18 protein-coding genes and 1 riboswitch are annotated in these 24247 nt (G+C 72.7%); of the genes, 7 read left to right on the top strand and 11 right to left on the bottom strand.

Annotated elements, in window-relative coordinates; translation table 11 throughout:
• Positions 1–623 precede the first annotated feature (623 nt).
• Positions 624–1748 carry an FUSC family protein gene (locus ACFYP0_RS02920; RefSeq protein WP_356977643.1) on the top strand — a complete coding sequence of 375 codons (1125 nt, stop codon included), beginning with the start codon at positions 624–626 and terminating at the stop codon, positions 1746–1748.
• A gap of 12 nt (positions 1749–1760) precedes the next feature.
• Here the strand turns inward: ACFYP0_RS02920 and ACFYP0_RS02915 are convergent, their stop codons facing one another.
• Together ACFYP0_RS02915 and ACFYP0_RS02910 are read right to left on the bottom strand one after the other, a co-directional pair.
• The gene (locus ACFYP0_RS02915; RefSeq protein WP_356977645.1) at positions 1761–2489 is read right to left on the bottom strand and encodes an alpha/beta hydrolase; all 729 of its coding nucleotides are present in this window, start codon (positions 2487–2489) and stop codon (positions 1761–1763) included.
• A 91-nt stretch (positions 2490–2580) separates the two neighbouring features.
• Entirely contained in the window at positions 2581–3573 is a 993-nt protein-coding gene (locus tag ACFYP0_RS02910) for a LacI family DNA-binding transcriptional regulator (protein WP_356977647.1), read from the bottom strand.
• 157 nt (positions 3574–3730) lie between these two features.
• Here ACFYP0_RS02910 and ACFYP0_RS02905 point away from each other — a divergent pair, with 157 nt between their 5' ends.
• Both ACFYP0_RS02905 and ACFYP0_RS02900 read left to right on the top strand, forming a co-directional pair.
• The gene (locus ACFYP0_RS02905) at positions 3731–4993 is read left to right on the top strand and encodes an MFS transporter (RefSeq protein WP_356977649.1); all 1263 of its coding nucleotides are present in this window, start codon (positions 3731–3733) and stop codon (positions 4991–4993) included.
• Between the two features lie 73 nt (positions 4994–5066).
• Positions 5067–5963: an aldo/keto reductase gene (locus tag ACFYP0_RS02900; RefSeq protein WP_356977651.1), complete on the top strand. Its 897-nt coding sequence runs from the start codon at positions 5067–5069 to the stop codon at positions 5961–5963.
• Between the two features lie 19 nt (positions 5964–5982).
• Here ACFYP0_RS02900 and ileS read toward each other — a convergent pair whose 3' ends face one another.
• The 6 genes from ileS to ACFYP0_RS02870 all read right to left on the bottom strand — a co-directional run bounded on the left by ileS (position 5983) and on the right by ACFYP0_RS02870 (position 13824).
• A complete protein-coding gene (ileS, locus tag ACFYP0_RS02895; protein WP_356977652.1) occupies positions 5983–9129 on the bottom strand; it encodes an isoleucine--tRNA ligase in 3147 nt (1048 codons plus the stop codon).
• A gap of 279 nt (positions 9130–9408) precedes the next feature.
• The gene (locus ACFYP0_RS02890; protein WP_356977654.1) at positions 9409–10074 is read right to left on the bottom strand and encodes a hypothetical protein; all 666 of its coding nucleotides are present in this window, start codon (positions 10072–10074) and stop codon (positions 9409–9411) included.
• A gap of 20 nt (positions 10075–10094) precedes the next feature.
• The gene (locus ACFYP0_RS02885) at positions 10095–10886 is read right to left on the bottom strand and encodes a metallophosphoesterase (protein WP_356977656.1); all 792 of its coding nucleotides are present in this window, start codon (positions 10884–10886) and stop codon (positions 10095–10097) included.
• 169 nt (positions 10887–11055) lie between these two features.
• The gene (locus ACFYP0_RS02880; protein WP_356977658.1) at positions 11056–12126 is read right to left on the bottom strand and encodes an ArsR/SmtB family transcription factor; all 1071 of its coding nucleotides are present in this window, start codon (positions 12124–12126) and stop codon (positions 11056–11058) included.
• An 89-nt stretch (positions 12127–12215) separates the two neighbouring features.
• Complete coding sequence (locus tag ACFYP0_RS02875; RefSeq protein WP_356977660.1) at positions 12216–12743, bottom strand: hypothetical protein; 528 nt, start codon at positions 12741–12743, stop codon at positions 12216–12218.
• A gap of 94 nt (positions 12744–12837) precedes the next feature.
• Complete coding sequence (locus ACFYP0_RS02870; RefSeq protein WP_356977662.1) at positions 12838–13824, bottom strand: aldo/keto reductase; 987 nt, start codon at positions 13822–13824, stop codon at positions 12838–12840.
• A gap of 129 nt (positions 13825–13953) precedes the next feature.
• Here ACFYP0_RS02870 and ACFYP0_RS02865 point away from each other — a divergent pair, with 129 nt between their 5' ends.
• A complete protein-coding gene (locus tag ACFYP0_RS02865) occupies positions 13954–14802 on the top strand; it encodes a helix-turn-helix transcriptional regulator (RefSeq protein ID WP_356977664.1) in 849 nt (282 codons plus the stop codon).
• Between the two features lie 31 nt (positions 14803–14833).
• Here the strand turns inward: ACFYP0_RS02865 and ACFYP0_RS02860 are convergent, their stop codons facing one another.
• Both ACFYP0_RS02860 and ACFYP0_RS02855 read right to left on the bottom strand, forming a co-directional pair.
• A complete protein-coding gene (locus ACFYP0_RS02860) occupies positions 14834–15553 on the bottom strand; it encodes a hypothetical protein (RefSeq protein ID WP_356977666.1) in 720 nt (239 codons plus the stop codon).
• On the bottom strand, positions 15546–16127 hold the full coding sequence (locus ACFYP0_RS02855; RefSeq protein WP_356977668.1) for an RNA polymerase sigma factor: 582 nt from the start codon (positions 16125–16127) through the stop codon (positions 15546–15548). Before ACFYP0_RS02855 ends, ACFYP0_RS02860 begins: the two co-directional genes overlap by 8 nt.
• Positions 16128–16254: 127 nt before the next feature.
• On the opposite strand from ACFYP0_RS02855, the gene ACFYP0_RS02850 reads away from it, so the two are divergent.
• The gene (locus tag ACFYP0_RS02850) at positions 16255–16590 is read left to right on the top strand and encodes a hypothetical protein (RefSeq protein WP_112588084.1); all 336 of its coding nucleotides are present in this window, start codon (positions 16255–16257) and stop codon (positions 16588–16590) included.
• Positions 16591–16657: 67 nt separating this feature from the next.
• On the opposite strand, the gene ACFYP0_RS02845 is transcribed toward ACFYP0_RS02850, so the two are convergent.
• Entirely contained in the window at positions 16658–17374 is a 717-nt protein-coding gene (locus ACFYP0_RS02845; protein WP_356977670.1) for an MBL fold metallo-hydrolase, read from the bottom strand.
• Positions 17375–17690: 316 nt separating this feature from the next.
• A riboswitch (cobalamin riboswitch) is annotated at positions 17691–17867 on the top strand.
• Positions 17868–18125: 258 nt separating this feature from the next.
• Between ACFYP0_RS02845 and cobN the strand changes: the two genes are divergently transcribed.
• Positions 18126–21794: a cobaltochelatase subunit CobN gene (cobN, locus tag ACFYP0_RS02840; RefSeq protein ID WP_356977672.1), complete on the top strand. Its 3669-nt coding sequence runs from the start codon at positions 18126–18128 to the stop codon at positions 21792–21794.
• Positions 21795–21908: 114 nt separating this feature from the next.
• The gene (locus ACFYP0_RS02835) at positions 21909–24188 is read left to right on the top strand and encodes a magnesium chelatase subunit D family protein (protein ID WP_356977674.1); all 2280 of its coding nucleotides are present in this window, start codon (positions 21909–21911) and stop codon (positions 24186–24188) included.
• Positions 24189–24247: the final 59 nt, after the last annotated feature.

The following is a 24247-nucleotide window of genomic DNA, read 5'->3' as shown; positions in this document are numbered from 1 at the left end:
TAGCCCGGTGATCAACTCTGACGCGTAATGGGAGGCGATCGGCTCGGATGCCGTGGGCTGCCGGCATTGCCGTGGACGGGCCCTTTGGAGCTGAATCGTTTACGACATCGAGCCTGATTCGTTTACGGCATCAGCTCCAAAGGGGGAGCGGATGGTGTGCCGCGGTGAGCCGGCGGCGTGGTGTCGCACTTTGGCGGTGCGCCGGCGTGAGCTGGTGGTGTTTGTCGTGACCTGACAAGGCCGGGCCGTGCCGGGCCGTGCCGGGCCGGGCCGTGCCGTGCCGTGCCGGGCTGTGCCGTGCCGGGCTGTGCCGGGCCGGGCCGTGCCGGGCTGTGCCGGGCTGTGCCGGGCCGGGCCGGGCCGTGCCGGGCTGTGCCGGGCCGGGCCGGGCCGTGCCGGGCCGGGCCGGGCTGTGCCGGGCTGTGCCGGGCTGGGCTGGGCCGGGCTTGGCTGGGCCGTGACGGCGGTGCGGTGTGGTGTCGCGGGTTGGCGGCGTGCCGGTGCGCCGACGTGAGCTGGTGGCGGGTGTGGTGAGCTGGCGGCCTGGTGTCGGGTCGGGGCGGTGGGCTGGGGCGGTGGGCTGGGGCGGTGGGCCGGCCAGCGTAGGTGGGAGAGGTTGGGCGATGGTGCGGTTCAGCGGCCTGCGGACGGCCGGCGGGCGGTTGCGGCACGGCTGGCGGCCGGTGCTGGAGGCGACCGTCGCGGCGACCGTGGCCTGGCTGTTGGCCACCCGGTGGCTCGGGCACCCGCAGCCCTTCTTCGCGCCGGCTGCCGCGCTGATCGTCCTCGGTCAGGCCCGGGGGCAGCGCATCCGCCGGGCCGTCGAGGTCATCCTCGGGGTCGCCGCCGGCGTGCTCGTCGCGGACCTGGTGGTGCAGGCGCTCGGCCCGGGCAGCACCTGGACGGTGTTCACCGTCATCCTGCTCACCGTCCTCCTCGCGGTGGCCTTCGGCGCCACCGGCGTGACGCTGGTGCAGGCGGCGGTCTCCGCGCTCTACCTGGTGGTGGTCGCACCGCCGGACGGCTCGTTGGTGCCGTTCCGCTTTGTCGACGCGCTGGTCGGTGGCGCGGTCGCCCTCGCGGCCAGCCTGCTGGTCGACGCCCGGCATCCGCTGGCGCCGCTGGTCGCCGAGGTGCGGCGGACCTTCGACGAGTTGTCCGGGCTGCTCGGCGGGATCGCCGACGCGCTGGAGGACCGCGACGAGCCGGCGGCGGTCGCCGCGCTGAGGCAGGCGCGGGGGATGGACGCCCGGGTGGACGGGCTGCGCGACGGTGTGCTGGCCGCCGGTGAGGCGCTGCGGCTCAACGTCCGTCGACGTCGGCACATGGGTCGGCTGCGCTCGGTGGACGAGTCGATCCGGCAGATCGACTACGCGGTCCGCAACGTCCGGGTGCTGGCCCGTGCGGGCGTGACACTCAGCCGGCTGCACACTCCGGCCCCGCCCGAGCTGGGCACCGCCCTGCGGTCACTGGCCGAGGCGGTCCGTCAGGCCGGTGCCGCCCTCGCCGCTGACCTGAACGGGCAGGAGGAGACCGCCGACCGGCACGCCACCCGGGCCGACGGGTCGGCGTTGGCCGCGGTGCACGCCGCCGGCCAGCTCTTCGGTCCCACGCAGACCCTCCCCCTAGCGATGATCATCGGACAGGTCCGGGCCACGGCCATCGACCTGCTGCGCGGCGTCAACCCGGAGGACGACGCCGCCGTCCTCGCCCGCGTCGACGACGCCCTCGGCCTCCCGCCGGTCTGACGCCCGCACCGCTCAAGGGTGGTTCCCTGCCCGTGGAGGATGGGCGGTGAGCCAGGCGATGGCGGAGTCGCGGATCGGGGCGGGGATGTCGTGGCCGCCAGGGAACTCCTGGTAGGTCACGTCGTAGCCGAGATCGTGCAGGCGGGGGACGAGGCGGCGGCTGCACACGTCGATCGGCAGCACCCGGTCGTCGACGCCGTGCGAGATGAAGATCCGTGGTCGGCCGTGGGTGACCGGTGGCGCGGCGAAACCGGGGGAGAAGGCCAGCACCGCGTCGATCAGATCCCCGTTCGTAAGGCCCAGCGACAGCGCGTACGAGGCGCCGTCGGAGAAGCCGCCGACCGTCACGTCGGCCACCGGGTAGGTGTCGAAGACGGTCGCCAACAGCCCGTCGATGCGCCCCACGTCCGCCCCGAAGCCGCCGGCGATCAGGTCCCAACTGGCCGCCGACGAGTCCGGGGCGACCAGCAGCAGGTGCTGCGCGTCCGCGACCGGCAACAGCAGGTCCAGCCCTTGTCGCGCCGAGCCGCCCGCGCCGTGCAGGAGCAGCACCAACCGGTACGCCGAACCGTCGGCCGCGGGCTCCGGGGCGTACCCCAGGGCCAGCCGGTCACCGTCGGGGCCGGTCATCGGCACCAGCCCGGTGCGGCCCGACGCCACCGGCGGGTGGCGGCGGGCGGTCAACCGGCCGTCCCGGGGGCTCGGCGCCGGGTCCCAGTGCGACGGCGCGGAGTCGGACACGGGTCGGCGCTCCTCACGGTGGACGAAAGGTCCGACGCGGTTACCCGGCCCGTACGGGGTTAACCGTCAGCGCGCTCGGCCGAGCGTCGACTCAGGCGCTGGCCCGCGCCACCAGGGCGGACGGGAAGAGGGTCACCGGGGCCGCCGGGCGCCCGTCCAGCAGGGCGGTGGCCGCGGCGGCGGCGATCCGCCCCACCGGATGACTCGCCGTCGTCAGCGCCGGGGCGGTCATCCCGGCCAACGGAATGTCGTCGAAGCCGGCCACCGCGACGTCCGCGGGCACCCGCGCACCGGCGTCCCGCAGGCCCGCGATCACCCCGAGCGCGGTGTCGTCGCTGATCGCGTAGATCGCGTCGATGTCCGGCCAGCGGTGCAGCGCCTCGCCGGCCGCCGTCCGGCCGCGCGCCGCCTTGAAGTCCCCGGGAAGTATCCGCTCCGGCAGGCCGGCCTCGGCCATGAGTCGGCGGTACGTCTGCACCGGGCGTTGCGCGCAGGGCAGCCACCGGGGGCCGGTCACCATGGCGATCCGGCGGCGACCCGAGGCGTACAGGTGGCGCAGCACCGCTTCGGAACCGGCGGCGTTGTCGACGTCGAACGACGGCACGGTCGCCGAGCCGACGCCGATCGAGACCACCCGACCGCGCAGCGACCGGGGCACCGCCGCCAGCAGCTCTTCGGTGGTGTTGACCAGGATCACCCCGCACACGCTGCGATCCCCGTCGAGTTGGTCGAGGCTGCGGGGGTCGCCGAACGGCAGCCAGTACAGCGCCACCCCGACACCGGCGGGCGTGCACACCCGGGCGGCCGCGCCGACCACATGGTGCACGTACGGGTCGTCCAGCACCGCGTCGCTGGCACCCAGAACGGCCACCACCAGGCGTACGCCGCCCCCGCCACTGACCAGCGCCCGGGCGACTGGGTTGGGCACGTAGCCGAGCTGGTCGACGGCTGCCGTGACCTGTTTCCGGGCGGCCGGCGAGGCGAACCCCGTGCCGGCGATCACCCGCGACGCGGTGGACCGGGACACCCCGGCGACCCGGGCCACGTCCTCGAGAGTGGCCGGCCGCTGTGCCGCTGTCGTCATCGTCGCCTCCTGCGGCCCGTCCGGTCGGATCAACGCCTGCTCACATCATGCCCTGGCCGGAGCAGCAGCGGTAAGGGGCGGTCCCGGGTTGTGGTGGTAGCGCTCTCAGGTGTGCGATCGTGCCAGGAGATCACCCCGAGAAAGAGGACCTACCCTCGTGAGCGCCCCCACCAGTCGACCCGTAGCCCGGGACACCGCATCGCCGACACTGCGTACGGTGCGGCTCGCCCGCAACGGCGTCGCCGTCACCTTCACGCTCAACGGGCTCGCCGTCGGCAGTTGGTTCTCCCGCGTCCCGGCGGTCCGGGAGGCGCTGGACCTCTCCGCCGGCCGACTCGGGTTGCTGCTGCTGGCGATGAGTGTCGGTGCGCTGCTGGCCATGCCCACCTCCGGCCTGCTCGCCCAGCGATTCGGTGCGGCCCGTACCGTCACGATGGCCACCGTGCTGGTCGCGGTCGGCCTGACCGTGGCGGGGCTGGGCGCCACGATGACCGGGTCGTTCGCCATCGTCGCCCTGGGACTGGTCGCCCTCGGCTACGGCTCCGGCGCCTGCGACGTGGCGATGAACGTCGAGGGCGCGTCGGTGGAACGGCGGCTGGGCCGTACGATCATGCCCCGGTTCCACGCCGGGTGGAGCCTCGGTTCGGTGGCCGGAGCGGCGCTCGGGGCCGGGGCGGCCCGGTTCGACGTCTCGGTCGGCGCGCATCTCGTCGCGGTGGCGGTGGTCGTCGTGACCGGCACCGCGCTCGCCGCCCGGACGTTCCTACCCGTGGGCAGCGATCACACCGGCGACCCGGCGGACGCCACCCCGGCCGCCCGTCGCCGGGCGCAAATCGCCGCCTGGCGGGAGCCGCGCACCCTGCTGATCGGGCTGTTCGTGCTGGTCGCGGCGTTCACCGAGGGTGCCGCCAACGACTGGCTGGCCGTTGCGTTCATCGATGGACGGGACCTGAGCGAGGCCGCCGGCGCGGCGGTCTTCGCGGTCTTCGTGGTGGGCATGACCGTCGGACGCACCGTCGGCACCATCGCGCTGGACCGGTGGGGTCGGGTGCCGGTGCTCAGCGGCACCATCGGCCTCGCCGTGGTCGGCGCCGGTCTGGCCGTGCTGGCGGGCTCCGGGCCGGTGGCCGTCATCGGCGTCGCGCTGTGGGGCCTGGGTGCGTCGCTGGGCTTCCCGGTCGGGATGAGCGCGGCGGCCGACGACGAGGCGCACGCGGCGGTGCGGGTGAGCGTGGTCGCGGTGATCGGCTACACCGCGTTCCTCGGCGGCCCGCCGTTGCTGGGGCTGGTCGGCGACGAGGTGGGCACCCTACGCGCGCTGCTGGCGGTGCCGCTGCTGCTGCTGCCGACCCTGCTGCTGGTGCCGGTGCTGCGCCCGCCGCGCTCCGCTGAAACTGCTCCGTCGGTAGTTAAAAACTAACCCATTTCGCCGTCGGGCGGTATCGGGTGCGTGGCCGACTGCGCCGCGCACCCGCACTGGTTACGGTCGCCCGATGCCAACCGACGAGATCACCGCCGCTGCGGCGGGCACCTGGACCCTGGGCGACCGCGCCGTGCACCGGATGGGCTTCGGCTCCATGCGGATCACCGCGAACCCCGACCCTGACCGGGCCGTCGCCCTGCTGCGCCGCGCCGTGGAACTGGGCGTCAACCACATCGACACTGCCGCGTTCTACGTCTCGCCCGGCGGCACGCTGCGCGTCGGCACCGGCCCGGCCCGCTACGCCACCGAGCTGATCCGCGCGGCGCTCGCCCCGTACCCGGAGGACCTGGTGATCGCCACCAAGGTCGGTTTCGGGTACGACCCGGAGGCGGGCTTCACCGAGGCGTTCACCCCGGCGCAGTTGCGGGCCCAGGTGGAGGAGAACCTTCGCCGGCTCGGCCGCGACCAGCTCGACGTGGTGAACCTGCGCCTCGGCCGAGGGCCGGGTGCGGTGCCGGTGGCCGACCGGTTCGGCGCGCTCGCCGAGTTGCGGACCGCCGGGCTGATCCGGCACCTCGGGCTCTCCAACGTCCGGCCGGAACAGCTGGACGAGGTGGCGGGCATCGCTCCGGTGGTCTGCGTACAGAACAACTACGGGGTGGACGCCTACCGGGAGCAGGACGCGTTCGTCCGGCTCTGCGGTGAGCGGGGCATCGCCTACGTGCCGTTCTTCGCGGTGGCCGGCACCGGGCGGGAGGCGGGCGCGAGCACCGCGCAGGGCGAGGCCGTGGAGCCGGTCGCCCGCGCCCACGGCGTCACCCCGCAGCAGGTACGCCTCGCCTGGACCCTGCACCAGGGCCCCCACGTGCTCGCCATCCCCGGCACCTCGGACCCGGAGCACCTGGTGCAGAACATCGCCGCTGGAGCCCTACGCCTGACCCGGGAAGACCTGACCCGTCTCCACTGATCGTCCACCCCGTCACCGCTCAGGCCCGCACGACGTGCACCACAATCTCCTGACCGTCGCCCACCGTGCCGGAGAACCCCTCGGACAACGCGTCCGCAACCGTCAGCTGGAGCGCGAGGGTCTCGTGCGCGATGAGCTTCTGATGCGTGGAGATGGCCGCCGCGACGTCCGCGGGGGCGGCGATCGACACCGTGATCCGGTCGGAGACCTCGAAGTCGGCGTCGCGGCGGGCCTGCTGGATGATGCGGACGACGTCGCGTGCGACGCCCTCGGCTGCCAGTTCGGGGGTGATCTCGGTGTCCAACGCGATCGTCGCGCCGCGCTGGGACTCCACGACCCAACCGGTGCGCGGCACCTCCGTGATCAGGATGTCGTCCAGGCCCACCTCGACCTGCGCACCGTCGACCGACAGGGGGTACGTCCCGTTCGCCCGGACGCCGTCGACCAGGTCCCGGGGGGCCACGGCGGCAATCGCCTTCGCGACGTGCTGGGTGCGGTTGCCGAACCGGCGGCCCAGGGTCCGGAAGTTCGCTTTGACCTGCACGTCGATGACCCCGCCCTGGGGATCGAGCGGCTGGAGGACCTTCACATTCAACTCGTCGCCGATGTCGTCCAGCAACGCCTGCGGGAGAACGGTGCCGGCCGGCAGCCCCACGAGGGCCCGGCTCAACGGCTGACGGATCCGCAGACTGCTCGCCTTACGCGCGGACCGCCCCGCTTCGGCCAACGCCCGCGCCGTGGCCACCTGGGCCGACAACTCCGTGCTGATCAGTGTGGTGTCGGGTGTGGGCCAGGTCGCCAGGTGCACCGACTCCGGAGCCGACTCGGCACCGCGCCGGACGACCTGCTGCCACACCTCCTCCGTGACGAAGGGAATGAACGGCGCCAGTAGCCGCGTGAGGATGTCGAGGCACTCGTACAGGGTGGTGAGGGCGTCGGGGTCGCCCTCCCAGAAACGCTGCCGCGACCGCCGTACGTACCAGTTCGACAGGTCGTCGATGAAGTCGGCGAGCAGTCGGCCGGCGCGCGCCGTGTCGTAGTTCTGCATCCGTTCGTCAACGGCGGCCGCGAGGGCGTGGACCTCGCCGACGATCCACCGGTCCAACACCGGTCGCTGGGCGACCGGCTGCGCCAGATGCGGCGCCCACGTCGAGTTCGCCGCGTAGAGGGAGAAGAACGCCGCGGTGTTCCAGTAGGTCATCAACACCTTGCGGACGATCTCGTCGAGCGGGCCGGGCCCGATCCGGCGCGGCGACCACGGTGAGCCGGAGCACGCCATGAACCAGCGCACCGCGTCGGCGCCGTGCGTGTCCATCAACGGGATCGGCAGCAGGATGTTGCCCAGGTGTTTGCTCATTTTGCGGCCGTCCTCGGCCAGGATGTGCCCGAGGCAGACGACGTTCTCGTAAGGGGACCGGTCGAAGACCAGCGTGCCCACCGCCATCAGCGTGTAGAACCACCCCCGCGTCTGATCGATCGCCTCGCAGATGTACTGGGCCGGGTAGGTGCGCTCGAAGATCTCCTTGCTGCCCGGCACGTGGGGGTAGCCCAACGACGCGAACGGCATCGCCCCGGAGTCGTACCAGGCGTCGATCACCTCGGGGACGCGGGTGGCGATCTGGCCGCAGTCCGGGCAGGCGAAGGTGATCTCGTCGACGTACGGGCGGTGCGGATCCAGCTCGGACAGGTCGGCGCCCGCCAGTTCCCCGAGCTCCCTACGGGAACCGACAGCTGTCACGTGGTTGTCGGGGCATCGCCACAGCGGCAGCGGGGTGCCCCAGTACCGGGCGCGGGACACCGCCCAGTCGATGTTGTTCTTCAGCCAGTCGCCGTAGCGGCCGTGTTTGATGTGCTCCGGGAACCAGTTGGTGTTCTCGTTCTCCCGCGTCAGCTCGTCGCGGACCTCGGTCGTCCGGATGTACCAGGACGGCTGCGCGTAGTACATCAGCGGCGTGTGGCACCGCCAGCAGTGCGGGTAGGGGTGCTCGAACGGTTCGTGCCGGAACAACCGACCAGACGTCTTCAGGCGGTCGATGAGCAACGCGTCGGCGTCCTTGAAGAACACCCCACCGACCAGGTCGATGCCGTCGTTGAACCGCCCGTTCGGGGCGACCGGGTTCACCAGCGGCAACCCGTACGCGCGGCAGACGGCGAGGTCGTCCGCGCCGAAGGCCGGCGCCTGGTGCACCAGGCCGGTGCCGTCCTCGGTCGTGACGTACTCCGCGAGGACCACCCGGTGCGCGTCCGGGATGTCCACCAGGTCGAACGGCCGCTCGTACCCCAAACCCTCCAGGGCCGACCCGGGTACGGTCGCAAGGATCTCCGCCTCGTCGCCGAGGACCCGCTGGGTCAGCGGTTCGGCGACGACGAACGTGCCCTGCCCGGTGCGGGCGAGGGCGTACGTCACCGCGGGATGTACGGCGACGGCGGTGTTGGACACCAGCGTCCACGGGGTGGTGGTCCAGACCAGCAGGTCGACGCCGCTGTGGCCGGCTACGTCCCCGCGCAACGGAAACCGCACGTACACGGAGGGGTCGGTGACGGTCTCGTACCCCTGCGCCACCTCGTGGTCGGACAGGGTCGTGCCGTCGCGGGTGCAGTACGGCGCGACCCGGAAGTCCTCCACCAGCCGCCCGCCGTCGTGGATCTGCTTCAGTGACCACCAGACGCTGTCCACGTACTCCGGGGACATGGTCTGGTACGGATGCTCCAGGTCGATCCAGTAACCCATACGCTGGCTGAGCTGGACGAACTCGTCCACGTGCCGCAGCACCGAGGTGCGGCACAGGGCGTTGAACTCCGCGACGCCCATCTTCTCGATGTCGGGCTTGCCGCCGAGCCCCAGTTCCTTTTCCACAGCGAGTTCGACGGGCAGGCCGTGGCAGTCCCACCCGGCACGGCGCGGCACCGAGAAGCCCCGCATCGTCCGGTACCGGGGAAAGAGGTCCTTGAAGACCCTCGCCTCGATGTGGTGGGTGCCCGGTGTGCCGTTGGCGGTCGGCGGCCCTTCGTAGAACACCCACGGCGGACCGTCGGCCGTCTGCTCCAGACTCCGGTTGAACACGTTGTTTGCCTGCCACCACTCGATGACCGCACGGTCCATCCCACCAAGGTCGACCTTGGTGGGCAGTGGCACGAATGGTGACTTCAACGGACCGTCCGGCACCGACGTTCTCCCTACACTCCACGTCCGCTCGCGCGGGCATCAGCTCACTGCCCACGCGGGGACGAAGCGCCGGGCGTATGGCCAGGACTCCGCGGTACCACCCCGCTTGCGCCTCGATGGTGCAGGCGCCGCTCAATTTCGCGACGTGACGTGCCGCTACGTCCGGTTCTACTGGGGCGGTCGAACTGCCCGTTCTTCCGGAGGCTCCCCGGTGATGGCCGGATCGGTGCCGATGCCGCCCAGCATAGCTGTCCGTGCGCGCAGCCAGTGGCCGGAGCGTTAGGGGTGCAGCCAGATGCGGAGAGGGCCGGTGGTGGTGAAGCCGGCGGAGAGCGCCGGCGTCAGGTCCGGGGTGGTCTCGTAGCCGACCAGCGGCGCGTTGGGCACTGTGGCGCACACCGCGCGCCAGATGTCCCGGGAGTTGTCGGTGCGGGTGAACAGGTTGGAGACGCCGTACGGGCCGTCGCCGTTGAGCACCGCCCCACCGATGATCACACCCCGGTCGTCGTAACGGGCGAGAAACCGTACCCGGGGGTGGGCCAGGAGCGCGGGGCGGAACAGCTCCCCACCGCCGTGGGCTGCCGCCCAGGCCGTCAGATCGTTGGGTGTGGTGACCGGGGCCAGCGGTGTGTCGACAGGCGGTGCCGACGGTGGCCGGTGGATCCACTGGGCGTCGAAGAGCACCCGGAACCCGTACCCGGACAGGTCGAGGTCGGCGAAGCTGTCCTTCACCGACGCGCCGGGCCCCGCGTCGATCCGGGTCAGCAGGGCCTCGGCGTCGACGCCCGGCCGCAGGGTGACCGCGTCCGGGTACCACTGTGGCGAACGGTGGGGGACCGACCAGGCGTCGGCGTCGGTACGGCCGGCCAGCCCGTGGCTGCCGCAGACGATGTCGCACCATTCGGCGTTGTTTCGGGCCGCCGTCACCCGCTCGTCCTCCAGCACGCCAGGCAGCCTAGCCAGGGTCAGCGGAGTCGAGTGAGCAGGATCCGGCCGCCCTCGTAGACGCCGCCGTCGATGGCGATGACTCTGTCGTCGGCGTACCGCAGCGCGGCTGTGACATCCTGCGGTGCGACGCCGAAGTGCTTGGTGAGGGTGCTGTGGCCGTGGACGAGCACGCTGCCTCCGAGTGTGCGCAGCATCAGCGATACCGGATCGTCGGGGTTCGCCTGCTCGGCGTCACGAAAGGCACCCCGATCGCTCAGCCGGCCACAGAAGTCCAGCCACGCAGCGGGGTCGCTGGAGCCGAGAGCCGTGGTGACTGCCGCGTTCACGGTGGTCACGCCGGATCCCAGTTCCAGGTACCGGGCGGTGTCCGAGTGCACGAGCAGGAACCCGTCGACGACCGTGACCGCGGGCAGCCGCGTCATCCACTCGACATGCTGTGGCGTCAGTTGGTGCAGGTCCGTCTCACGTCCGCCGAACCGCGCCCAGCCACCGCGAAACCCGCCGGGCTCGTCCCAGCCGGCGACGGGCATGGAGCCGAACCGGTGCGCGGCGAGCAACTGCGCCTCGTGGTTACCCAACAACGCCCCGACGTGGCCGCCCGCCGCAGTTGCGGCGACGGCGAGCCGCTGGATGTCGTCGATGACGCCGATACCGTCCGGGCCCCGATCGACGTAGTCGCCGAGCAGCCACAACCGCGCGCCACCCCCGGACCAGTGCCCCGTGCGGTCGACGAGCCCGGCCTCGTGAAGTGACTCGCGGAGTTCGGACCGGTGACCGTGGATGTCCGCTGCCACGTACAGCGGCGTCATGCCGCCGCCAGCTCACCCAGGTGGGTTGCCGCATGCGCGCCCCGGACCACCTGGAACCGGTCCCGGTCGGCGGCCAACCGCCGCATCGTCTCGTCGAGCGTCACCATGGCCGCCACGGTAGGGAGCACCGTCGGCCGGTGGCCAATGCCTGCACGTCTTCGGCAGGGAATCAGCGACGGAGCACGTCGAGCAGGTCGGCGCCTATCGTCTGGATGGCGGACGCCTCCAGCGAGTAGCGGACAAAGTGCCCAGCCCGCTCCGCGCGAACCAGTCCAGCGAGGCGCAGGGCGGACAGGTGCTTGGTCACCGCGGTCTCATCGAGCTGCCAGAGCCGGGCGATCTCCCGCGCTGACCTGGGCTCGACCGCGATCGCGCGGCACACCTCCAGACGCGCCGGATGAGCGAGCACGTCGAGCCGCCGCAGGGTCAGTCGCCGGTCGGCCGCACGCTCCGGCGGTGGAAACGGGTAATGCACCACCACCGGACGGCCCGCCTCATCGGCGACGTACACGTGTGGGGTGCCGAAGACGGTGGGGATCAGCACCAGCCCACGGTCGGACACCGCCAACGACTTGCTCTGCACCTTGTCGATGCTGACGCGGCCGTCTTCAGCGATGGCCACCGCAGGAGACAAGCCAGACAACGCGGCCCGGGGGCCGCCGCGCGCACCCATTCGCGATCGCGCCTGAACCTCACCAGTCAGCGCGGGCTCGATCCGGCGCCACTCGGCCGCGAAGAAGGCCGACCAGCAGCCCTCCAGAATGTCGACCACCGCGGCCTGCGCGGCGGCGGGCTTCTCCAGGAGCAGCCGCACCGCCCGCGTCGCCCCCGCTCCCCGCGCCCGCGACAACGCCATCAATTCGGCACCCACGCGGTGGTCGGCCACGTCGGCGGATCGCCCGCCCACCCGCAGCAGCGGCCGAAGCATCGCAGCGGCGAACTGCGCGGGAGGCATGCTCCGGAGCGCCGTCACCGCTTGGACCCAATTGAGAGCCGGCGGCAGCGTTGGATCCGCGAACACGGTCGCGCGGACCGCTCGAACCGCGAACGACCATGCGCTCAGCTCCGCGGCCAGGTCGTCTGGCAGCTCACCGAGGACCCGCTCCGCCCACTTCGCGCGCTCCGGGTGGTGCTCGGTGCCGACCAGCACGTGCCACGCCCAGGCCAACTCCACCATCGGCGACACCGCGAACGTCAGCGCCGTGGCCCGACCCGCAGGAAGCTGAAAGGTGATCGGCACGACCACACCCTAAGCGGCGGTGGCGGCAAGGACGGGCCGGGACGTCGCCGGTTCCGCACGGCCCCAGGCACCGCGCCGACCGGTGTAGCTCAGGGGGCGTAAACCAGGTCCATCGTGTCGGTGTGCCCGGACCAGCGCAGGTCGAGGCGCCAGCAACCGGCCTGGGGCAGGTCGATGATCGACGGACCGGGGCCGCCGGGGACCTCCCGGATCACCCGGGTGTCGGTGCCGTCCAGCCTCGCGGTGATCACCAGGGTCGCCGGCGCGGTGGGGTCGGGGGAGGTCGTGGCGGCGCGGGCCACCCACAGGATCTTGTTGTTCGACCCGTCTTCGCGGACCTGCCGCAGCGGGTGGGCGAACAGCACCGCCACGATGTCACCCTTCGCGCCGAAGACGTGCGGCACCCGCGCGTCCCCGCTGAAACCGGCGTCCGCCCAGTCGGGCAGGGAGCCCGTCTCCACCCGCGTCGCGCAGGCGGTCGCGGTGCTCGCCGAGGTGGCCGCACCCGCCGTCGGCGCCGCGCCGCTGGTCGTGGTGGTGCACCCCGCCAGCAGGACCACCGAGGATGCCAGCATCAACCTGCCCCAGGAAACCATCTCGCCCCTTCCGGTACCCACCGACCACTCGTCGCATCTTTCCGACACCGCTCGGCCCCGCTGGGTTCCTGGTGCCTCGTCTTGGACTACCCGTTCAAGGCCGCATGACGAGGCACTAGTTACCGACGCCGAGGCTCGACATGAACGCCGCCGGGTAACGGTCACCGCGCGCGGCACCCTTCGGCACGGCCGCCTCGATCTCTTCGAGATCATCGGCCGACAGCTTCACGTCCAGGGCCGGCAACGCCTCGGCCAGCCGCTGCCGGGTGCGCGCACCGACCAGCGGAACGATGGACGGGTCCTGCGCCGCCACCCACGCGATCGCCAACTGCGCCACCGTGCACCCCTTCGCGTTCGCGGCCCGGCGCAATGCCTCCACCAGGGCGAGGTTGTGCGACGCGTTCTCGGCGGAGAAGCGGGGACTGTGGTTACGCGGATCGTCCGCCCGCCCCGGCACCCAGTTCCCCGAGAGCAGGCCACGGCTCAGCACCCCGTACGCGGTCAGCCCGATGCCCAGTTCCCGCAGCGTGGGCAGCACGTCGGCCTCGACCGCCCGCGACAGCAGCGAATATTCAATCTGAAGATCAGCAACCGGATGTACGGCGTGCGCCCGCCGGATGGTCTCCGCGTCAACCTCGGAGAGCCCCATATACCGCACATAACCGGCGTCGATCATCTCCTTGATCGCGCCGATCGTGTCCTCGATCGGCACCGACCGGTCGAGCCGGGCCGGCCGGTAGATGTCCACGTAGTCGACGCCGAGCCGGGTCAGCGAGTAGCTCAGGAAGTTCCGCACCGAAGCCGGGCGGGAGTCTTGACCGGCGAACCGCATGCCCGGCCCCACCTGCTGCCCGAACTTCACACTCAGCAGATAGCTGTCCCGGTCGCGTCCCCGCAACGCCTCCGACAGCAGCAGCTCGTTGTGCCCCATGCCATAGAAGTCACCGGTGTCGACCAGCGTGACCCCCGCGTCCAGCGCGGCCCGTACGGTGGCGATGCTCTCCTCGCGATCGGCCGGGCCGTACGCGCCCGACATACTCATCGCCCCCAGCCCCACCGCGGAAACCTTCGGCCCCTTGTTGCCCAGACTGCGTGTCTGCATCGAAACTCTCCCTCATCGGTTGATCTCGGCTCCAGCCTGCGCCGCTTTCCCGCCCGCCGGCAGCGGAGCGCATATCGTGGGAGCGCCGCTCCCTGGCTCGGTGCCCGGTCCCTGGGGCAGCATGGAGGCATGCAGCGTGAGCAGCTCGCCGACTTCCTGCGGCGCCGGCGCGAGGCCATCCGCCCCGCCGAGGTCGGCATCGCCGACGGGCCCCGCCGCCGCACCGCCGGCCTGCGCCGCGAGGAGGTCGCCATGCTCGCCGGCATGTCCGTCGACTACGTCGTCCGCCTTGAGCAGGGCCGTAGCAGCCAGCCGTCGACCCAGCTGCTCGGTGCCCTGGCCCGGGCCCTGCGCCTGACCGACGACGAGCGAAGCCACCTGTTCCACCTGGCCGGCCACCAGCCGCGGCCCGCCGACGGCATCGCCCGCCTGGCCCGGGCCGGCCTGGTCCGCCTGCTCGACCTGGTGGGCGACACCCCCGCCATGGTCCTGTCCGACCTCGGCGAGGTCCTGGCGCAGAACCGCATGTCGATGCTGCTCACGGGCGACCACACCGGGCTGACCGGCGACCGCCGCTACGTCGCCTACCGCTACTTCACCGATCCGGTCATCCGCGACCTCCACGGCCCCGAGGAATGGCAACGGCACGCCCGCCAGCAGGTCGCCGACCTGCGCGCGGTGGCCGGCCGGCGGGCCGGCGACCCGGCCGTGACCGGCCTGATCGAACGGTTGCGGGCTGCGAGCGACGACTTCCGGCGGCTGTGGGCCGAGCACGAGGTGGCGGTGCGCCGGGCCGACCGCAAGACGTTCATGCACCCGCGCGTGGGCCGCATCACGATGGACTGCGAAACCCTGGTCACCCCGGACCTCGGCCAGCAACTGCTGGTGCTGACCCCGGCCGACGCCGAGGCCCGGGAGAAGCTTGAGCTGCTGCGCGTGCTGGGGGTCGAGGAGTTCCCGGCCGAGTTGCCTCACTGACTGTGCCGCGGCCACGTTCACAGACGCGGCACTAGTGCAGTGAACGCGCGATCTCGATCGCCTCGGCCTTGGTGAGGGTGCCCTCAAGCCGGTAACTCACGTCGTTGTCCTGCCAGATCAGGGTCGAGCCGGCAAGTCGGGCGGTCTCCCGGCGGATCCCGCCTGCCCGGTCCACGTAGGACAGGACGTGTGGACCGTCGACCCAGACGGCGAAGTCGCCGTTGACCTGGACCCAGTTCGCGCCCGGCGGGGTGACCTCCTTGTGGAAGGCCAGGTCGAGGTGACCGTCGAACGCGTCGACGCGCAGCGCGCCCCCGTCGTAGAGCAGCGTCGCCACCCGGAACCGGCCGGTGGCGTCCGGGTCGGCGACCAGCACCTGCTCGGGCGTGCCCAGCATCGCCGGCAGGCGGATCGGAAACCGCAACGACCGTTGGGCCTCGTCCAGGGCGACGGTCCGCTGCCCGGGCAACGGCGACGCGGTGCCGCCGGGCGGCGTCGGGGCGGGTGAGGTGGCGATGCTGACCCCGGCGAAGCGCAGCAGCCCCGTGACGACGTCGGCGATCGCGGCCCGCGTCGGCGGCAACAGCGCCACCAGCAGGGCGACGAGCGCCACCGCGGCGAGCGACCGCCACCGGCGCCGCCGGGGCGCGGGCGTGCCGAGTCGTACGCGGACGCGGGCTGTCACGTCGGGCGGATCGGGGGTGTCCAGCCAGGCGGACAGGTCGCGCAGTTCCCGTTCGAGGTCACCCATGCCGGACCTCCTCACGGTCGAGCAGCCCGCGAAGTTTCGCCAGCGCCCGGGACGTACGCGACTTCACAGTGCCCCGGGGCCAGCCCAGAGCCGCCACCGTCTCTTCCTCGGTGAGATCGAGGAAGAACCGGCAGACGATCACCTCGCGGTCCCGTACCGGCAGTTGTCGCAGGGCATGCACCAACGACGCCCGGCGCTCCCCGGCGAGGACCCCGCCGACCGCGTCGTCCTCGGCGATCTCGGACGTCGGGTCCGCTGCCGCTGCCCGCAGGACGAGCCCGTCGCGCCGGCCACGGGAGCGGTGCAGGTTGCGGGTCTCGTTGGCGACGATCGCGAGCAGCCACGACCGGAAGGACGCGTCACCCCGGTAACGGGACAGCTTCCGGTACGCCTTCACAAACGCCTCCTGGATGACGTCCTCGGAGTCCGAGCCCGCGCCGAGCAGCACCGCGGTCCGGTACGCGGACGCGGTGTGCCGGGCCACCAGGAGGTTGTACGCCTCCAGGTCGCCTGCCCGAGCGCGGGTGACGAGCGCCTCGTCGTCCAGGGGAGCCTCCGTTCGGATCACACTCATGACACCGCCCACCCGCCGCGGGTTCCACCCGGATCTCCCGGCGTAGGTCAGCTCTCTCCCATCCGGCGTGCAGCGTATTGCCAGCAATCGGTGCTGCACTGGAGGGACGTCGAGGAGAGGGGCGGGCATGAGCTGGTTCAACCGCCGATCACGGGGTGCCGAGGCGACCCCGACGAAGCTGGACCGGGAAGCGACCCGCGACGACCTCGCGGCGCTGGAGGCGTTCGTGGCCACCCGGCGCGGGGTGGAGTTCTACCTGGAACCGGAGACCACCGCGACGGACACCACAGTGGTGGCGATCGCCCACGACGGCGAGTGGATCCGCCGCCGTACCGGAACACCCCGTGCGGCCGGGGCCATCGCCCGCAAGCACGCGGTGCCGCTGTACGAGGCGGCGCGTACCGGTTACCCGGAACGGATGCGGACCTGGAGCCGGGCCCACCCGGAACGCCACGCCCGCTGAGGCCAGCTCAGTGCGGCTGGGCCGGCGCGGGTTCGTGGAGAACGTTGCGGGGGCGTTGCCGCCTGGATCAGGCGCCCTCGACGGCTGAGCGGGCCTGCTCGACCGTCATCGGCTCGGCGTGGCTGGAGACGTACCACTGGTAGGTGTCGTCGAGCAGTCGCCGGACCAGGCCGAGGTCCAGGTCGTCCTCCGGCCGACGCAGGTGCGCCGGCGGCGGGTAGAAGCAGTCGCCCAGCAGCATCACTCCCGAGTCGGGCACCAGCACCACTGCCGAATCCGGTGCGTGCCCGCCGCCGACGTGGCGTAGCCGAACTCCGACCGGCAGCTCGTCCACGTCGGCGAAGGTCCGGGTCGGCGGCAGGATGGCGAAGTCTTCCCAGGACGCCATCGCGCGTGCGCGGGCTTGAAAGCTCGGGCGCAGGCGGGGATCGGCGCGTACCTGCTCGTGCAGGTAGCGGTGGCTCCACGGCCGGGCGGCCTCGGCGCGCAGCAGCGACACGGCCGTCTCGTGCCCGACGATCTCCACCCCGGGCCAGGCGCAGGCGCCCCACACGTGGTCCCAGTGATGGTGGGTGTAGACCAGCCAGCGCGGCTCCGGTAGCCCGGCGGCGGCCAGCGCGGCCTGGATCTCGCGGGCGTGCGCGGGGCTCTGCCCGGCGTCGATCATCACACTGCCGCGTTCGTCGGCGACGACGGCGACGCCGGCCTGGACCGCCTCCGGGTCGGGATCGCCCGGGCAGAGCCAGACCCGGCCGGCCAGGTGGTGGAACTGCGGGGCGACCAAGGTGATCGACCTCCGAGATTGATCACGGACACTGGTGTGGCGTTCGCCGATCCTAGGCGAGGGTGTCGCATGCCACCGTCCCCTCAGACGATCGGCGCAGGCCAGGGTAGGTGCTACCCCCCTTTGCTCTGCTTACCTATATGCACCGGGCACGGAGCGTCACTGGCGCCTATAGGTAAGCAGAGCAAAGGACGTCCGGCATTGATCTGGGGCATTGCGCTGTGCGGAGTCGCGCTCGCAGCAATCGCTGAAGCTCGATGAGTGCCGTCCGCCTGGCGGGGCCGGACCGGCGTTGACCGGCGGCGCGGCGGTGTGGCAGCATTCGCGGCCTGACGGCAGTGAAGGAAGTCGGTGCGAATCCGACGCGGTCCCGCCACTGTCACCGGGGAGCGATCCCCCCTCGTGAGTCACGGCCGTGTGTCTGCGGTTGGAAGGCCGGGGGAGAGCGTCGATCCGGAAGCCAGGATACTTCGGCCGTCGGGACGTACCCCAGGGCGTGGACACCCGAGGAGGACCCGATGACGCACGGCGTCTCATTCATCGACGATTATCGTCGTATTGCGCTCCAGGCAGTGCATTCCAAGGACACCGGCCACCGGCACCGCTGAGCTGATCGCCCGGCGCTGACCGTCCCCGACCCATGCGTCGGTGCGCCGTTCGCTCGGGCCGTCGTACCGGCTGACGCCGTACCCACCCGCATCGTCCCGGTCGCCCCCGTGAGGGCCCAGGGCGTCACTCTCCGGAGCCTGCCGTGCGCATCCTGCTGCTCTCCACCGCCGACACCGATCTGCTGGCCGCCCGCGCCAGCGGTGCCGACTACCGGTTGGCCAACCCCGCCCGAGTTGCCGCCGACGAGGTGCCCGCCCTGCTCGACGGGGCCGCCCTCGCCGTCGTACGCCTGCTCGGCGGTCGGCAGGCGTGGCCGGACGGCCTCGCCGCCGTGCTCGCCACCGGCGTGCCGACGATCGTGCTCGGGGGTGAGGCGCTGCCCGACGCGGAGCTGATGGCGATCTCCACAGTGCCGTCCGGGGTCGTCACCCAGGCGCTGGCGTACCTGGTCGAGGGCGGACCGGACAACCTGGCGCAGCTGGCCCGGTTCCTCTCCGACACGGTGCTGCTCACCGGCGAGGGGTTCGCCGCACCCGCGCCCACCCCGGCGTACGGCGTGCACGGCGAACACCCCGCCGACCCGGATCGGCCCACAGTGGGAATCGTCTTCTACCGGGCGCACGCCCTCGCCGGCAACACCGGATTCGTCGACGTGCTCGCGGACGCGGTCCACCAGGCCGGCGGCAACCCGCTGCCGATCTTCTGCGGCTCGCTGCGCGGGCTGACCGCGGGCGCCGGCCCACTCGGGCTCTTCGCCCGCTGTGACGCGCTGCTGGTCACGGTGCTCGCGGCCGGCGGTGCGGTCGCCGCGGACGCCTCCGGTGGCGGCGACGAGGACGCCTGGGACGTGGGCGTGCTGGCCGCCCTGGACGTGCCGATCATCCAGGCGCTCTGCCTGACCAGCACTCGGGAGCAGTGGGCCGGCAGCGACGCCGGGTTGTCCCCACTGGACGCCGCGATGCAGGTGGCCATCCCCGAGTTCGACGGCCGGATCGTCACAGTGCCGTTCTCGTTCAAGCAGATCGACGCGGACGGGCTCTCGGTCTACGCCGCCGATCCCGAGCGGGCCGCCCGGGTCGCCGGGATCGCGGTGCGCCACGCCCGGCTGCGGTACGTGCCGCACGCCGACAAGCGGGTCGCCGTGGTGCTCAGCTCGTACCCCACCAAGCACTCCCGGGTCGGCAACGCCGTCGGGTTGGACACCCCGGCCTCGGCGGTCCGGCTGTTCGCCGCGCTGGCCGAGGCCGGCTACTACCTGGGTGACGCGCCACCGCCCGACGACGGCGACGCGCTGATCCACGCGCTGATCGCCGCCGGTGGTCACGACGTGGAGTGGCTCACCCCGGGGCAACTGGCCGCCGCCGAGGCCCGGATACCGGGGCCGACGTACCGGCGCTGGTTCGACCAGGTCCCGGCCGAGCTGCGCGAGCGGATGCGGGAGCACTGGGGTGAGCCGCCGGGCGAGCTGTACACCGACGGCGGCGACATCGTGCTCGCCGGGCTGCGCTTCGGCAACGTGGCGCTGCTGATCCAGCCACCCCGCGGCTTCGGGGAGAACCCGATCGCCATCTACCACGACCCGGACCTGCCGCCGAGTCACCACTACCTGGCCGCGTACCGCTGGTTGACCGCGCCGGCCGCGGACGGCGGCTTCGGCGCGGACGCCGTGGTGCACCTGGGTAAGCACGGCACCCTGGAGTGGCTGCCCGGCAAGGGCCTCGGCCTGGCCGCCGACTGCGCCCCCGACGCGGTCCTCGGCGACCTGCCGCTGGTGTACCCGTTCATCGTCAACGACCCCGGAGAGGGCACCCAGGCCAAGCGGCGGGCACACGCCGTGGTCGTCGACCACCTGGTCCCGCCGATGGCCCGCGCCGAGACCTACGGCGACCTGGCCAAACTGGAACAACTGCTCGACGAGTACGCGACAGTGCAGGCCCTCGACCCGGCCAAGGTGCCCACCGTACGGGCCCAGATCTGGGACCTGGTGCGCGCCGCCGAGCTGCACCACGACCTGCACGCCGAGGCGATGCCCGACGCGGACGACTTCGACGACTTCGTGCTGCACCTCGACGGGTACCTGTGCGAGGTCAAGGACGTGCAGATCCGCGACGGGCTGCACATCCTCGCCGACGCGCCCACCGGCGAGCCCCGGGTCAACCTGGTCCTCGCGGTGCTGCGCGCCCCGCAGATCTGGGGCGGCGCCCGGGCCCTGCCCGGCCTACGGCAGGCGCTCGCTGCCGCGTACTCCCTCGACGAGCAGGAGCTGCTCGCGTCGCCGGGACAGCGACTGGCACTGCCCGCGGCGCTGACCGACGTGGTGGACGGGCCGGCCGGCACCGCCGCCGACGCGATCGACCTCATCGAGGCCCTCGCGCGGCGGCTGGTCGTCGGCATGGAAACCCTGGAATGGGCCGTGGACACGGTCGACGCCGTGGTGACGGAGGTGACCGGTCGGTCGATCCCGGACGTCGCCGCGGTGCTGCACTTCGCCGCCACCGAGCTGGTGCCCCGACTGGACCGGACCACCGACGAACTGACCAACACCCTCGGGGCGTTGGACGGCAGGTTCGTGCCGCCCGGCCCGTCCGGCTCACCCACCCGCGGCCTGGTCAACGTGCTGCCCACCGGCCGCAACTTCTACTCCGTCGACCCGAAGGCCATCCCCAGCCGCAACGCCTGGGACGTCGGGGTGGCCCTCGCCGACTCGCTGCTGGCCCGGCACCTCGCCGACACCGGGGCGTACCCCCGCTCGGTGGGGTTGACCGTGTGGGGCACCAGCGCGATGCGGACCCAGGGCGACGACATCGCCGAGGTGCTCGCGCTGCTGGGCTGCCGCCCGGCCTGGGACGACAGGTCCCGACGGGTGACCGGCATCGAGGTGGTGCCGACCGCCGAGCTGGGCCGCCCGCGCGTCGACGTCACAGTGCGCATCTCCGGGTTCTTCCGCGACGCGTTTCCGCACGTGGTGGCGCTGCTCGACGACGCCGTCCGGCGGGTCGCCGCCCTGGACGAGCCGGACGAGGAGAACTACCTGCGGGCGCACGTCGCCGCCGACCTCGCCGAGCACGGCGACGAGCGGCGGGCCACCGCCCGGATCTTCGGCTCCAAGCCCGGCGCGTACGGCGCTGGGCTGCTGCCCCTGATCGACGCCCGGACCTGGCGCAGCGACGCCGACCTGGCCGAGGTGTACGCGGTGTGGGGCGGCTACGCGTACGGCCGGGGCCTGGACGGGCGGGAGGCGCGCGCCGACATGGAGCGCTCGTTCGCCCGGATCGCGGTGGCGGTGAAGAACCAGGACACCCGTGAGCACGACATCGTCGACTCCGACGACTACTTCCAGTACCACGGCGGGATGGTGGCGATGGTCCGCCACCTCACCGGCACGTCACCGCAGGCGTACGTGGGTGACTCGGCGATGCCGCACGACGTGCGTACCCGAACGCTGGGCGAGGAGACCCGGCGGGTGTTCCGGGCCCGGGTGGTCAACCCGAAGTGGATTGCCGCGATGCGCCGGCACGGCTACAAGGGCGCGTTCGAGCTGGCGGCCACAGTGGACTACCTGTTCGGCTACGACGCCACCGCCGGTGTGGTCGACGACTGGATGTACGAGCACCTGGCCGCCGCGTACCTCTTCGACGACACCACCCGGGAGTTCCTGGAGCAGTCCAACCCGTGGGCGTTGCGCGGCATCACCGAGCGGCTGTTGGAGGCCGCCGACCGGGGGCTGTGGGCCAAGCCGGAGCCGGCCACCCTCGACCGGCTGCGCGACACCTATCTGGCCAGCGAGGGCGACCTGGAGGACCGGGTGTGAGCGCGAGGAGTGAGCCGGTTTTGCGAGCCCCGCAGTCGCGAGCGGAGGAAGCGCAGTGAGCGCGAGGAGTGAGCCGGTTTTGCGAGCCCCGCAGTCGCGAGCGGAGGAAGCGCAGTGAGCACGAGGAGTGAGCCGGTTTTGCGAGCCCCGCAGTCGCGAACGAAAGAAGGCCCAGTGAGCGTCATTTACCCGTTCAGCGCGGTGCTCGGCATGGCCGACATGCGGCTGGCGTTGCTGCTCAACGCGGTCTCCCCGGCGATCGGCGGGGTGCTGGTCCGGGGTGAGAAGGGGACCGCCAAGTCCACCGCCGTGCGGGCTCTCGCCGTGCTGCTGCCCCCGGTGCGGCGGGTGGCCGGCTGCCGGTTCGGCTGTGACCCGGTCGAGCCCGACCCGGCCTGCCCGGACGGCCCGCACCCGGCCGACGCCGCCGCCGAGACCCGTCCGGCCCGCCTCGTCGAGCTGCCGGTGGGCGCCGCCGAGGACCGGGTGGTCGGCGCGCTGGACCTGGAGAAGGCGATCGGCGAGGGGGTACGCGCCTTCGAGCCGGGCCTGCTCGCCGCCGCGCACCGGGGCGTGCTCTACGTCGACGAGGTCAACCTGCTGCACGACCACCTCGTCGACCTGCTGCTCGACGCGGCGGCGATGGGCCGCAGCCACGTCGAGCGGGAGGGCGTGTCGGTCAGCCACGCCGCCCGGTTCCTGCTGGTCGGCACGATGAACCCGGAGGAGGGGGAGCTGCGCCCGCAGCTGCTCGACCGGTTCGGGCTCACCGTGGAGGTGGGCGCCAGCCGGGACCCGGAGATCCGGGTCGAGGTGGTCCGCCGTCGGCTGGCCGCCGACGCGGACCCGGTCGGCTTCGCCGCCCGCTGGGCCGACGCCGACGCGGAGATCGCCGGCCAGGTGGCCGCCGCCCGCCGCCGCCTTCCCGGGGTACGACTGCCGGACGCCGCGTTGCGGCAGATCGCCGAGGTGTGTGCGGCGTTCGACGTGGACGGGATGCGGGCCGACATCGTCACCGCCCGTACCGCCCTCGCCCACGCCGCCTGGCAGGGCCGGGACCGGGTCACCATCGACGACGTCCGGGTGGCCGCCCGGCTGGCCCTGCCGCACCGCCGCCGCCGTGACCCGTTCGACACCCCCGGGCTGGACGAGAAGCGCCTCGACGAGGCGTTGCAGCGCGCCCAGGACGCCCACCCCGACGACCCGGACGACGCCGGCCCCGACGACCGCGGCCCCGACGACCGCGGCCCGGACGACAGTGACCCGGACGGCGACGGTGGCCCGGCCGGTGGCGGTGGCCCGGCCGGTGGCGGCGGCCCGAACGGGGGCGGACCAAGTGGCGGCGGCCCGCAGGGCGGCGACCGCAGCGGCGACGGCATCGACCAGGGTGAAACCGGGCCGGGGCGCTCGACGGCGCGTGACGGCGCTGGCCCCGACGGGCGCACCGATGGCCCGGACGGCACCGACGGCTGGCCGCAGCGCCAGCCGGGCGACCGGGGTGACGACGGCCAGAACTCGCGCCCGCGCGGTGGCCGGCAACCGGCGACCGGTTCCGACGACCCGACCGGCGGCGGGGAGTCCCAGCCGGTGGCCGTACCCCGGGGTGGGCTGAAGGCGCGGGTGCTCACCGCGCCCGGGCTGGGTGACGGGGTGCCGGGCCGACGGTCGCGGGCGCGCACCGGGCGGGGCCGCACCACCGGCGCCCGGGTGCCGGCGGGTCGGGTGAGCGCGCTGCACCTGCCGGCCACGATCCGCGCCGCCGCGCCGCACCAGGCGGCCCGGGGCCGGGTCACCGGTCCGCTGCGACTGCGCCGGGACGACCTGCGCGAGGCGGTTCGTGAGGGGCGCGAGGGCAACCTCGTGCTGTTCGTGGTGGACGCGAGCGGCTCGATGGGTGCCCGGCAGCGGATGACCACAGTGAAGGACGCGGTGCTCGCCCTGCTCACCGACGCGTACCAGCGGCGGGACAAGGTCGCGGTGATCGCGTTCCGGGGCGCCGGTGCCCGGATCCTGCTGCCGGCGACCTCGTCGGTGCTGGCCGCCTCGACCCGGCTGGTCGAGCTGCCCACGGGCGGGCGTACGCCGCTGGCCGAGGGGCTGCTCGCCGCCGCGGATCTGTTACGGGTGGAGCGCCTGCGCGACCCGAAGCGCCGTCCGCTGGTCCTCATCGTCACCGACGGGAGGGCCACGGCGGGCACCCGCCCGCTGGACCGGGCGGCAGCGGCGGGGGCGGTCCTGGCCGCCACCGGCGCCCCGTGCGTGGTCGTCGACTGCGAGACGGGCCCGGTCCGCCTGCACCTGGCCGCCCGCCTGGCCACCCAGCTGAAGGCTCCCCGAACCCCCCTCGAAGCCCTCACCCACCCCCGCGATCTTGCACTTCCTGTCGCGGCATAGGGGGCGAAGTACGCATATGACCAACAGGAACTGCAAGATCGCGGGAGTGCCCGCGGGAC

This window comes from Micromonospora arida (assembly GCF_042873195.1).
Classification (GTDB): domain Bacteria; phylum Actinomycetota; class Actinomycetes; order Mycobacteriales; family Micromonosporaceae; genus Micromonospora; species Micromonospora arida.
This window is presented reverse-complemented; position numbering and strand designations above follow the sequence as displayed.

Coding starts and splice junctions, on each gene's coding strand:
- ACFYP0_RS02920 (WP_356977643.1), top strand. CDS start 624: ATGGTGCGGTTCAGCGGCCTGCGGACGGCCGGCGGGCGGTTGCGGCAC.
- ACFYP0_RS02910 (WP_356977647.1), bottom strand. CDS start 3,573: ATGACGACAGCGGCACAGCGGCCGGCCACTCTCGAGGACGTGGCCCGG.
- ACFYP0_RS02900 (WP_356977651.1), top strand. CDS start 5,067: ATGCCAACCGACGAGATCACCGCCGCTGCGGCGGGCACCTGGACCCTG.
- ACFYP0_RS02885 (WP_356977656.1), bottom strand. CDS start 10,886: ATGACGCCGCTGTACGTGGCAGCGGACATCCACGGTCACCGGTCCGAA.
- ACFYP0_RS02870 (WP_356977662.1), bottom strand. CDS start 13,824: ATGCAGACACGCAGTCTGGGCAACAAGGGGCCGAAGGTTTCCGCGGTG.
- ACFYP0_RS02865 (WP_356977664.1), top strand. CDS start 13,954: ATGCAGCGTGAGCAGCTCGCCGACTTCCTGCGGCGCCGGCGCGAGGCC.
- ACFYP0_RS02860 (WP_356977666.1), bottom strand. CDS start 15,553: ATGGGTGACCTCGAACGGGAACTGCGCGACCTGTCCGCCTGGCTGGAC.
- ACFYP0_RS02855 (WP_356977668.1), bottom strand. CDS start 16,127: ATGAGTGTGATCCGAACGGAGGCTCCCCTGGACGACGAGGCGCTCGTC.
- ACFYP0_RS02850 (WP_112588084.1), top strand. CDS start 16,255: ATGAGCTGGTTCAACCGCCGATCACGGGGTGCCGAGGCGACCCCGACG.